7 protein-coding genes and 1 pseudogene are annotated in these 13,115 nt (G+C 37.6%); 5 read left to right on the forward strand and 3 right to left on the reverse strand.

The window, feature by feature from the left end; translation table 11 throughout:
- Positions 1 to 300 (forward strand): annotated as a pseudogene (locus tag ACFINF_RS04495) (integrase); the annotation flags it as partial.
- Between the two features lie 210 nt (positions 301 to 510).
- Entirely contained in the window at positions 511 to 711 is a 201-nt protein-coding gene (locus ACFINF_RS04500) for an AlpA family transcriptional regulator (protein ID WP_015856172.1), read from the forward strand.
- 276 nt (positions 712 to 987) lie between these two features.
- On the opposite strand, the gene ppx is transcribed toward ACFINF_RS04500, so the two are convergent.
- Both ppx and ACFINF_RS04510 read right to left on the reverse strand, forming a co-directional pair.
- Entirely contained in the window at positions 988 to 2,505 is a 1,518-nt protein-coding gene (ppx, locus tag ACFINF_RS04505) for an exopolyphosphatase (RefSeq protein WP_375619848.1), read from the reverse strand.
- Positions 2,506 to 2,511: 6 nt separating this feature from the next.
- On the reverse strand, positions 2,512 to 4,692 hold the full coding sequence (locus ACFINF_RS04510) for an RNA degradosome polyphosphate kinase (protein WP_375619849.1): 2,181 nt from the start codon (positions 4,690 to 4,692) through the stop codon (positions 2,512 to 2,514).
- A 326-nt stretch (positions 4,693 to 5,018) separates the two neighbouring features.
- Between ACFINF_RS04510 and ACFINF_RS04515 the strand changes: the two genes are divergently transcribed.
- The gene (locus ACFINF_RS04515) at positions 5,019 to 5,267 is read left to right on the forward strand and encodes a zinc-finger domain-containing protein (RefSeq protein WP_375619850.1); all 249 of its coding nucleotides are present in this window, start codon (positions 5,019 to 5,021) and stop codon (positions 5,265 to 5,267) included.
- A gap of 52 nt (positions 5,268 to 5,319) precedes the next feature.
- Entirely contained in the window at positions 5,320 to 6,567 is a 1,248-nt protein-coding gene (locus ACFINF_RS04520) for an FAD-binding protein (protein ID WP_375619851.1), read from the forward strand.
- A 192-nt stretch (positions 6,568 to 6,759) separates the two neighbouring features.
- Here the strand turns inward: ACFINF_RS04520 and dnaE are convergent, their stop codons facing one another.
- Complete coding sequence (dnaE, locus tag ACFINF_RS04525; protein WP_375619852.1) at positions 6,760 to 10,248, reverse strand: DNA polymerase III subunit alpha; 3,489 nt, start codon at positions 10,246 to 10,248, stop codon at positions 6,760 to 6,762.
- Between the two features lie 381 nt (positions 10,249 to 10,629).
- On the opposite strand from dnaE, the gene recG reads away from it, so the two are divergent.
- Positions 10,630 to 12,738: an ATP-dependent DNA helicase RecG gene (recG, locus tag ACFINF_RS04530; RefSeq protein ID WP_375619853.1), complete on the forward strand. Its 2,109-nt coding sequence runs from the start codon at positions 10,630 to 10,632 to the stop codon at positions 12,736 to 12,738.
- The last annotated feature ends 377 nt before the right edge of the window (positions 12,739 to 13,115 follow it).

Genomic DNA, 13,115 nt, shown 5'->3' on the forward strand with positions numbered 1-13,115 from the left:
GCGCGCTTGCTCTCTCGTAATGATTTCTTTTTTTCTGCTAGAGGTCGTGGTCCCCTCGCTGAGAAATGTATGGCTACATATATGAGAAAAAATAAAATTGAAGCCTGCCCCCATGGTTTTCGCTCTAGTTTACGCAATTGGCTAGCAGAAACAACCGATGCTCCCTATGAGGTTGCTGAAACCATTCTAAGTCATACGGTCGGCGGTAAAGTAGAGCGTGCCTATCGTCGGACTGATTATCTAGAACAGCGCCGTGTCTATATGGATAAATGGGCGGCTTATGTCACCGGTCAATCTTAAGATATGGGGTGCAATACCCCATTATCTGTGGATAACTTTAGCTCTCTTGTCTCTCATTCTTTCTCAATAAGATTCATCACGTATCACATCAGAAATTGTATAATAAAATATTGTTTTCTATAAATAAAATACCTTCAAAAATGAACAAAAATATGGTTAATAAATAGTTATGATTTGTTCTCATTTTTTTACTTTTGAAAGGATTTTATTATGACAGAAAATGATATTCTTTTGACAGACCGTGAAAGTGCAAAACTGCTTCATATGAGTGTCTCAACATTCCGCCGTCATGTTACCAATGGATCTCTCCCAAAACCTTTAAAATTTGGTTTTTTATCGCGTTGGTTACAATCGGATCTTTTGAATGTCATCGAGCAAGCAAAACAGCAACGTTATAACGACGCGGCATAAAAAGAAAGCCTTGTCACGTAAGGATGGACAAGGCTTTTCATTTTCACACGAAGCTTATGAAGTGCAAATTCCATCCTGTGACGCAAGTAACAGAATAAAAAAATTATGTTTTCTTTTATGAATGCTCAGGACATTACAAATGCCTTGCGTGGGGGATAACATAAGCGTTATGAAACAATCCCCCCGTTGTCCAGCTCATGATGCTAGGTTGCCTAGTTTATCCATTGTCAATGACACTATTATAAGACATAAAATCCGAATAAATTAGGAAAAAAATCAAAAAATTTCAAAAGCAAGAGGTTTTTTTATTATTTTTGATAACTTTTTTAATCGTCCAAGAGGACGTTCTCCTAATAACCCAGCGTAATTCTTTGGGATCTGCAAAATAATGTGATCTGCTTTTTTACGCCACAATAGATGAGGTAAAATACCTGCAACAGAAGCACTAAAAAGATGAGCAATCCGCATAGTTTCGCCAAGAATACGTGCTTTTTCAATTATATTTTGAGTTGCTAATTGAAAAATGGGGAGAGATTCTTTATCAACCAATAAACTCGTGTTGCGAAAAAAAACAGCAAGCGCCGCATAAAGGCGCCCTTCATGAGAAATTCCTGGATAAGATCCTAAAGCTATTTGATTTGCTGCTTCATTGCCTCGATAATCTGGATGTATACGCCAACCAATATCCGCAAGGAGACAAGCGGCTTGACGATAACGGCTTTCATTTTCAGTTTCTGAAATTCCAAAAACTTCAAAAGCATTCGTCGTAAAATCAATGAGTTCTTCTGCTTGTTTTGGTGAACGTGCCCGTAAAATAGCCATTTCTGTGCATGCTGCAATGAGAGGATCTGAAAGTCGAAGCGCCTGCGGCAATCGTGAATAAAGAAAACCTTCACGAACGCCAGCACCAGAAAAAATTATCTTTTCAAACTCCATACACTGAATGAGTTCAATAAGAACTATTGCCCCATAAGATAAAAGTTTCCGACGATTCTGAGAAACCGCTGCAATCCCCCTCATATTATCAATATTGCCACGTGCTACAAGACGTAAAAAGTTCTCCATTTCAACGGCATCAACTTCATAGCCATGCATAACAGGGAGCCGATAGTGTTTCATTGCCATATGGAGTTTTGCCAAATTACGCCATGTCCCCCCCACTGCATAAAAATAACGTGCTATACCTTTACGAGTACGAACAACAGACGATTTATAAAGTTGCTCATGTACAATTTTTGTAGCTACAGCACTATCATTATTTGACATATACTGTAGCCTTAAACCACCCAATGGGAGAGTTATCCCTTCACCAACATCAGAATGATCAATATCAATCAGCTCAAGACTTCCACCACCAAGATCCCCAGAAATACCTTTTGGTTGATAAAAAGTAGACACAACTCCATATGCTGAATACATAGCTTCTTCACTTCCTGAAAGAAGATATATTTTACTTTGCAAAATATCTTCAGCATGCTGAATAAATGCTACACCATTCTTTGCATCTCGTGCTGCTGCTGTTGCTAAAGTATAGACCTCATCTGCCCCAATCTGTCGACAAAGCGTACGAAACCGTTTCAGTGTTTGCAACGCCATTTTCATCGATTTTTCTTCTAAAAATCCTGTTTTTGCCACACCATGACCGAGACCACAAAGAATCTTTTCATTAAACAAAACCGTTGGTGAGCGAACAAGCCCCTCATAAATAACCAACCGAACAGAATTTGAGCCAATGTCAATAACAGCAACAGGCTTACGCCCTTTTAACCGACCTTGAGCATCTATATATGTCATTGGATTTTAATCTTTATGTATTTCGGCTTGTTGCCGACGCAACGCAATCAAGCGCGAAACAGAAGATTCAAAGGACTCTTTTCTCCCCGCAAAACTTGTATTAGCCATAAAATACTCCTGCGCATTAAACAGACTTTCACCTATCTGCGGTGTGATACGTTTTGATGTTCCATCCTTAAGTATATCAAAGCTTTGTTGATTATCAATGATATTAGCCAACATAATTTGTAAAAGAATTTTTTGACGCACTATTTTATTAAAAACTGGAACCAATATTTCAATACGATAGTCTAGATTACGAGGCATCATATCAGCAGAGCCTAAGTAAACAAGTGCATTTTCATTAGGCAAATCTTGACCATTCCCAAAACAAAAAATGCGACTATGTTCAAGAAAACGCCCGACTATTGATTTTACACGAATATTATCTGAAATTCCTAGAATACGAGGACGTAAACAACATATCCCCCGCACAACCAAATCAATTTGCACCCCTGCTTGACTGGCACGATATAAAGCATCAATAATTTCAGGATCAACCAATGCATTAACTTTCATCCAAATAGCAGCAAACCTTCCCTGTTGTGCATGAGAAATTTCTCCCTCAATATGCTCTAAGATACGACCACGCAATGTTAAGGGTGAAAAAGCAATCTTCATTGTTTCATTCGGACGCTCATATTGCGCAATATAATTGAACAATAACGCAACATCATGAGCGATATCATCATCCTTGGAAAAAAAAGAAAGATCCGTATAAGTTTTAGCGTTAATGGGATGATAATTTCCTGTTCCAAGATGAACATAAGAGCAAAGACGTTTTCCCTCACGTCTCACAACCAATGACATCTTAGCATGCGTTTTTAATGCAATAAAACCAAAAATAACTTGAACCCCAGCACATTCAAGATCCCGTGCCCAACGAATATTTGCTTCCTCATCAAAACGCGCTTTAAGTTCTACCAAAGCAGTCACAGACTTTCCCTGTTCAGCTGCTTCAATCAAAGCGCCAACAATTGGACTATCATTTGATGTACGATAAAGTGTTTGTTTGATTTCCATAACATCAGGATCGCAAGCAGCTTGACGTAAAAATTGGACAACAACATCAAATGTCTCATAAGGGTGATGAATCACAATATCATTTTCACGAATAGCCGCAAAACAATCCCCTTTATGTTCACGAATACATTTTGGAACACGGGGAATATAAGGAATAAATTTGAGATCATTACGGGGAATAGAAACAATTTCTGATATCATATTAAGCGCTAAAAATCCATCCAGAACATTAATACAATTATCAGGAACAGCAAGACTATTCGCTATAAACTGGCGTAAACTCTCTGGCATTTTTGCGTCAAATTCAACTCGAATAACCTGCCCACGGCGCCGCCTTTTGAGAGCAGTTTCAAAAAAATGAACAAGATCCTCAGCTTCTTCTTCTACTTCAATATCACTATCTCGGATTACTCTAAATGTACCAATTCCTTTAACCTCATAATTAGGAAATACATGTTTAATAAAAAGGCAAATAACATCTTCAGATGCAATAAAACGACAATGACTGCCCTCTTGAGGAAGAAGAATAAAACGCCTTAAAAGCATTGAAATAGACAACAGCACTGTGTGTGAGTTCTGATCAGTTTTTCCAGACAATTGAAGAGCAATAGAAAGCCCTAAATTAGGAATAAATGGAAAAGGATGAGTAGAATCAACAGGCAAAGGTTTTAAAACAGGAAAAATTGTCTCAAGAAAATATTTTTCAAGCCATGATTTTTCAATTTCTGAAAGATCATCAGAACAAATAATTTCAATATCATTCTTTTTTAATTCATCACGTAAAACATTCAATTCTCGTAGTTGGTGAGCCTGCAACTTTGAAATCTCAGCTAATACAATATCAAGTTGTTCCTGTGGAGTGTGTCCATCTGCACTGCACGCTGTAACGCGAGCACGAATTTGAGCTGCTAGTCCTGCAACACGAACCATAAAAAACTCATCAAGATTTGCCGCTGAAATAGAAAGAAATTGTAGACGTTCTAATAAAGGATGTTTAGAATTAGCCGCTTCCATCAAAACACGATTATTAAATTGTAGCCATGAAAACTCTCGATTAATAAACCGTACCGGATTTTTCATTGTTATATTTGATATAGAAATTTTATCTACCACCCTCTGTTCCATATATCCTAAATAATTTTCTTTTATATTTTCTAAAATCCTTGACGAAATATCCCATATAACATTTTATAATGTGTTATCATCATAATAATATATCAATGCCTAACTTTTCTCATCGTGTTTTCATTTAATATTTAAAAATACTTGGAACTATTTCTATGCGCAAAGCGCTAAAAACACGACAGTTATTCTAATATAGCATAAAAGGAGGAGAAATTTGTCTTAAAAAGCAGCTTGCATTATTATAAGCTTTATTACAAACTCACGCCTATAAAATAAAAGAGCCCAATTATAGCTGATGAGACAATTTATTCTGGAGTTTGTACGCCATGGCTGATCACAATATTCCCCATTTCCAAAATGACCTTGGATATAAAACAATCGAAATTGGTGTGAAAGAATTTATGTGTGTAGGCGCTACACAACCATTCGATCATCCTCATATCTTTATCGACATGGGAGAAGCAACTGAGAAAATTTGCCCTTATTGCTCAACCCTTTATCGTTATGTTCCCTCGCTATCATACGATCAAACAAACCCAAAAGGATGTTTATATCATCCAGAAAAGCTATTATAATCGCGTTTTTGGACTTTCTTAATAACTACTCTTTTAATTCTGCTTGTTTAATATGAAATCATTTGTGGACCGATCACCCCTCATTATTGGAGGAGGAATTGCTGGTTTAAGCACCGCTTTAGCACTCGCTCACAAAGGAATTGCAAGCACCATTATCGAAAAGTGTAAGCAACTTGAAACAATAGGCGCTGGTATTCAACTGACACCAAATGCAACATCTATTCTTGCTCGCTGGGAACTTCTTAACAAACTCACTGAAGTCGCGACAATCCCGCATTTTCTTGAGTTAAAAGATGGATTATCTTTAAAAATACATCTACAGGCTCATCTTATCAATCTAACAGAAAAATATTGGAAAGCCCCTTATATGACGATCCACCGCGCGGCTTTACAAAAAATTTTATATAATGCAGTGATTGAAAATCCTTTGATCAAATACAAAGCAGGCGAAACGATTGTATCTTCTACCCAATCTGCAACCAACATTAAAATAACAACAATAAAAACAGATACAACAACAGAACAGCTTCATTCAACGCCCCTTCTGATCGGATGTGATGGAGTTTGGTCAACATTACGGCAACAATCTCCTTTTCATGAAAGAGCAAATTTTAGTGGCTTTATTGCTTGGCGTGCAACAACAACATTTGATAATCTTCCTCAAAAATTTCGTTCTTCGTTGCAAAATATGAATACAATTACAGCTTGGATGGGACCAAAAAATCATCTTGTTGTCTATCCCATTCAATCGTCAGAAAAAATTTTTAATTTTGTCGCCATTACGCATGGAGAAAATTCAAAAGAAGGATGGGCTCATAAAGGAGATAAAGAAAAACTAAAATCTCTTTTTAGAGGTTGGAATTCAAAAATATTACAAATCTTTGATCATATCGATGAATGGAGCTATTGGCCACTCTTTCAAATGAAACAAAATCGTTTTATCGGCTTAGAGAGACAAGTATTTGTTGGCGATTGTGCACATGCAGTCTTACCTTTTGCAGCACAAGGTGCCGCTATGGCAATTGAAGATGCTGCCACATTAGCAGAAGCACTTTCATTGAAAGATTTTTCATTAACGAAAGCACTTTCGCTTTACGAAATAACACGCACCCCCCGTATTGCAGCGGTAAAAAAACGCGGAGATTTCAATAGATTAGCCTATCACGCAACCGGTCCTATAGCAATTGCACGCAATCTTATGATGAAAATTCGTACACCAGAGAGCATTATGTCAGATCTCAATTGGCTTTACATGTATGATGCGATGAATTCCATAAAAAATAATGATAAAAACTTATAAAATTCTTTCAATACTTTGAATATTACGAAAGAAAGAGATTTTTTGACTCTATAACACTAAAAAACCATCATAGTTTACTCAAATAAAAGCCATATTTTCCAAAACCTAAAATCCGATTTTAAAAGCTTAATTTTTAGCTCTCCTAAAAGCAAAAACACCACTCAAAATTAGCTCCCATCTTTAATCTTTCTGTTAACTCAATTCTACATCAACAACACCCTGAATTAATTTCATAGCATTTGCGACATGTGGATTTACCTTATATCGCTTAGGAAGCGCAATTTCGACTTCTCGCAATCCATTCTCTTGAATTAAAATAAGCCCAACCTCTCCATTCCCCCCAAGATTTAAATTTTGTTCAATTTGTGGAAGCATATCAACTGTTTTTATAAAAAGACGCATCATTTTATGCTGTTTTAATGATTCCTTTTCCAACGACTGAATTGTTTCAATTCGCAAACTAACTCCTTCAGAACGATTTTCTGCGCTCACCGTAATAATAAAAGATTTTCCAGGTTCTAGCATCTCTTCATAATCCGCAAGTGCCTCAGAAAAGAGAACTGCTTCATATTGTCCACTTGTATCAGAAAAATGAATAATTCCCATTTTTTTACCAGATTTTGTTTTACGCACGTTTTTTGCCACAACAGTTCCAGCAAGTCGTGCAGCCGTTGCTCCTCCTTTAACGGCATTGGCAAAATTAACCCAAGTCTGAATGCGTTTTTTGTCCAGAATTGCTTGATACTCCTCCAATGGATGCGCAGAAAAGTAAAAACCTATAGCTTGAAATTCTCGATAGAGTTTCTCAGCCGGCAACCAAGGAGTTGTTTGCGATAAAATCAATGGTTCTTTTAATCCGCCTGCCATTCCAAATATATCAACCTGCCCGCTAGAATTGTCATCGAGAATACGAAGTGCACGCGCATGAAGAATTCCAAGATTGGCTAATAAAACCTCACGTGCAATGTTAAAACAATCAAAAGCACCAGCACAAACTAAACTTTCCATCGCACGCTTGTTAACAATACGAGGATCAACACGCGCACAAAAATCTTCCAGATCCTTAAAAATATTATCCCCACGACAAGCAACAATATGATCCACAACAGTTTCTCCCACTCCTTTAATGGCAGCAAGAGAATAATAAATACAGTTATCACCAACCTCAAAAACACGATGAGATGTTTGTATAGAAGGTGCAATAACTTCAATACCCAGCCTTAATGCTTCACGCCGAAAATCATTAAGTTTATCTGTATTCGTCATATCATACGTCATTGAAGCTGCTAAAAACTCAACGGGATAATTTGCTTTCATATAAGCTGTTTGGTAAGAAACAATTGCATAAGCAGCAGCGTGCGATTTATTAAAACCATAATCGGCAAATTTTGCTAAAAGGTCGAAAATAATATCAGCTTGATCTTTATCAACACCACCAGCAACAGCTCCATTGACAAAACGCGTACGCTGTTTTTGCATTTCAGCATGAATTTTTTTTCCCATAGCACGACGTAATAAATCGGCTTCTCCAAGCGAATAGCCAGCAAGCACCTGAGCAATCTGCATTACCTGTTCTTGATAGACAATAACACCTTGTGTTTCTTTGATCAGATGATCTATTTTAGGATGAATAGAAGCAATTTCCTCTTCCCCATGTTTGCGTGCATTATAAGTTGGAATATTCTCCATTGGACCTGGACGATAAAGTGCGACCAGCGCAATAATATCTTCAATACGGTCTGGCTTCATTCCAATCAATGCCTTGCGCATACCAGAACTTTCCACCTGAAACACGCCAACCGTTTCACCACGTGCCATCATAGCATAGGTTGCTTCATCATTCAGAGGGATATTTGATAAATCTATTTTGATCCCCTTTCTGGCAACAAAATCGACTGCCATTTTCAAAACAGTAAGCGTTTTTAATCCAAGAAAATCAAATTTTACCAGCCCTGCCTGTTCAACATATTTCATGTTAAATTGTGTAACAGGCATATCAGAACGAGGATCACGATACATCGGGACAAGCTCCCAAAGCGGACGATCTCCAATAACAATCCCAGCAGCATGAGTCGAAGCATGACGATAAAGTCCCTCCAACTGAAGTGCTATATCTAATGCGCGTCCAACAACGGGATCTTTTTTCTTTTCCTCTTCAAATTTAGGTTCATCCTTAATAGCATCAGCCAATTCTACCTGGCTTCCTGGCGTGGCAGGAATTAATTTTGTAAGATAATCCACCTGACGATAAGGAACTTCTAAAACACGCCCCACATCACGCAAAACTGCACGTGCCTGTAACTTACCAAAAGTAATAATTTGAGCAACTTGATCACGTCCATATTTTTTTTGAACATATTGAATAACTTCTTCGCGCCGCTCCTGACAAAAGTCGATATCAAAATCTGGCATCGAAACACGATCTGGGTTGAGAAAACGCTCAAAGAGAAGAGAAAACCGCAATGGATCAACATCAGTAATCGTCAATGCATAAGCAACAAGTGAACCAGCACCAGAACCCCGTCCTGGTCCAACGGGAATATCATGAACCTTTGCCCATTTTATGAAATCTGAAACGATAAGAAAATATCCAGAAAATTGCATACGCGTAATAACTGAAACTTCATAATCAAGCCGCTGCTCATAATCTGCAATTGTATACCCTTCAGCCAATCCAATTGTTTCAAGCCGCATTTTCAAACCAGCTTTAGCCTGATTTAACAACTCACTATCCTCTACTTCCAAAGTATTTTCTGAATTAGCAGATTGTTCTATAAAACGAGGCAATATCGGTTTTCGAAGAGGCGTGGCAATATGACAACGCAATGCAATTTCAACACTATTTTCTAAAGCTTCTGGAAGATCAGAAAACAGTGTAACCATTTCATCTTGTGACTTCAAATAATGATCTGGCGTCACACGTTTGCGATCTGGATTAGAGACTATTTGTCCTTCTGAAACAGCCATCAGCGCATCATGCGCTTCATACCCTTCTTTCTTCAGAAAAAAGGCTTCATTTGTTGCAACAAGAGGAATTTCATGCGCATAAGCCAATTTAATAAGATCAGCTTCTACTCTCCGATCATAAGAGCCATGCCGTTGTAATTCCACATAAAGACGATCAGCAAAAGATTTTTTCAAATAAATTAAGCGTTCAACAGCATGTTCTTTTTTCTCTTCTGCCAAAGAAAGATTAATAGGTCCTCCCTTGCCTCCCGTTAAAACAATTATTCCTTCACTGTGTGCCGACAACCAATTAGCTTTAATATGAGGAGGATCAGTATCACGTTTATCAAGATAAGCACGGCTTACAAGACGAACCAAATGAGCATAACCGGTTTCACTAGCAGCCAACAGAACAATAGAGCAAAAATCAGAAGGATTACGCCATTTAGCCAAACGTGAATGATCATTTTCATCACAAAAATCAACAGTAAGCTGACAACCAATAATAGGTTGGACCCCATGAGAAAGACAATGCTGTGAAAATTCCAAAGCACCAAATAAATTATTGGTATCGGTAATAGCAACCGCTGGTGCATGATCTGAAATCGCCTGTTGAATAATTTGGGGGATTTTTAAAGCCCCTTCGAGTAAAGAATAAGCTGAATGCACTCTCAAATGAATAAAGCGAGGAAGAGAATTTTTGTTCTCTTGTATTTTATTTTTATTTTTTACCACTCTCACAATTTCCCACTACAAAATAAATGCCAAACAGCACCCCTTATAAAAGAAAAAAACTTCTGTTTATCATAACTTTAAAGCTATAAATCCATCATCCTACATAGGAGCAATATCCCAATTTTATTAATATTTATAAGAGAGTTCTATCAAGAAAATGCTTCTATTCACAGCAAATAAACAGCTAAAATAAAAAGAAAAACAATATACTTCATCTAAGCACTTTAATTTTAGCACCCTTTTATTGTATTTAGCTTTAAATATTAATTTTTCTTCCTAAAATTCAATGTGTAAGTAAAGCAACCTCCTCTTTATGACTTTATCCCCAAAAAGCTCTTCTAAAGGTCTAGAAAAAACAAAAAGAGCAGGTTAAATTTGCTCATGCCTCCAAGTCTTCTTACCCCTCTTTTTAATTCTATTCGAACTCTTTCTGGTATTACACCTAAAGTCTATGGTTTACTGACTAAACTCTTAAATGTTAATCCTACACAACGCGAAGCAACTCTTATTGATCTTCTTCAATTAATGCCTCATTCCGTCATAGACCGCAGAATGCGTCCCAACATTGCTTGTGTAACAGAAGGAGACACTGTTACGCTCGAAATTATCATCGATCAACATCAACCACCGCCTCGTGGTCACAACAAAATCCCCTATCGTGTTATTGCCCATGATCAAACAGGAAAAATAAATTTAGTCTTTTTTCACGCTCAGCCTCTTTGGCTAAAAAAACAACTCCCTGAAGGAAAAAAAGTCACTGTATCAGGAAAAATTGAATGGTTTAATGGGCAATTTTCAATGGCGCATCCCGACTATATTGCTCCAAGCGAACAATCAAATCAGATTCCTCTCATCGAACCTGTCTATCCCTCTACTGCAGGACTAACTGCAAAGACACTAAGACGCGCCATACAAAACGCTCTTGATTTTATTCCTCTGCTCCCAGAATGGATAGATGAAAATGTAAAAAAGCAGCAAAATTTTTCTTCTTTTTCTGTTGCTTTACGCCGTATCCATGCGCCCATTAATCCCAACGATCTATCCCTAGAAAGTACAGCACGCAAACGTCTTGCCTATGATGAATTGCTCGCTTGTCAATTGGCGCTAGGACTCGTGCGTTTGAAAACTAAATCTCTTGTTGGCACTTCTCGACCATCAACAGGAATTTATACTAAAAAATTGCTTAATGTCCTCCCCTTTCAACTCACAACCGGACAAAAAAAAGCAGTAGAAGATATCGCGAATGATCTTGCTTCGCCAGAACCGATGCTAAGACTGCTTCAAGGTGATGTAGGCGCAGGAAAAACTGTTGTTGCATTGATGGCAATGGCACAAATTGCTGAAAATTCAGGACAATCAGCTTTAATGGCACCAACCGAAGTGCTTGCCAGGCAACATTTTTCCACCATTGCTCCTCTTGCCGAAAAGGTCGGATTACAAACAACTCTTTTAACAGGACGAGAAAAAGGGAAATTGCGGACAAATATCTTGAATGATATTCAATCAGGTCAAGTGTCTATTATCATCGGAACCCATGCTCTCATACAAAACAGCATTACTTATAACAATCTTGCCTTAACCATTATCGATGAACAACACCGTTTTGGTGTCCATCAACGTATCGCTCTTACAGAAAAAGGCAATAAACCTGATATGCTGGTTATGACCGCCACGCCCATTCCGCGCACACTTGTCTTAACAGCTTTTGGTGATATGGATGTATCTAAAATTACAGAAAAACCAATGGGACGACAACCCATTACAACAGCAATGCTTTCTTTGAAACGTCTTCATGAGCTTATAGAGCGAATCGCAATTGCATTAGAAAAAGGAGAAAAGCTCTATTGGATTTGTCCTTTAGTGGAGGAATCGACAACTCTTGATCTCACTTCAATTGAAAACCGCTTTGCATTTCTCCATGAACGCTTTGGAGCACACGTTGGTATGATCCACGGAAAAATGTCTACAGCAGAAAAAGAAGCCGCTATGGCATCTTTTAAATGTGGAAATACACGTATTTTAGTTGCAACCACCGTCATTGAAGTGGGAGTAGATATTCCAGATGCTTCAATCATTATCATAGAACACGCGGAACATTTTGGCCTTTCACAACTGCACCAATTGCGTGGACGTGTAGGACGAGGCGATAAAAAATCTTCCTGCATTTTGCTCTATAAAGATCCACTGACTAAAACAGCAGCAACACGTCTTAATATTATCCGCAATACAGAAGATGGTTTTGAAATCGCTGAAGAAGATTGGCGCCTGCGAGGCGAAGGAGAGCTTTTAGGTACAAAACAATCCGGAGTCCCTGAATTTCATATAGCAAACCTTGCAGTTCATAGTGATCTTTTGTCAATGGCAAGAAAAGATGCTCGTTTATTTTTACAACGCGATCCTCATCTTTCTTCTCAGAAAGGACAAGCTTTACGGTTGCTACTTTATCTTTTCGGACACGATGATGCTACACGCCTCTTGCGAGCAGGATAATAAAAACCCTCTAATAAAAAATTAAAATACCTCTCTGTTCAAATACGGTTTTCTCTCTTAAAATAACCCATAAATGATCTATACAATCCCTTACCATCTTTATGCTCCATGAAAGAGTAAGAAGCCAACAACAGCATCTTTTCTTTCAATCTAAATTATTCTTGTATTAAAACAGTAGAAGCAATATTGCGTCTTTTTTATCATTATATTCACATAGCTGATCTATTTTTTGATAGGTAAGAAAATATTTTTTGTTTTATCGTAAAGAATTTAGAAAGAAAAATCCCGTCTCCGATATTCTCATTCAACAGAAAAAAGTGGGAAAAATAAGCTATCATTATAAATCAATTTCTTACACTTGATTATTCTCCAAAAGA

It is taken from the genome of Bartonella sp. TS25HLJMH, from assembly GCF_042193505.1.
GTDB lineage: Bacteria > Pseudomonadota > Alphaproteobacteria > Rhizobiales > Rhizobiaceae > Bartonella > Bartonella grahamii.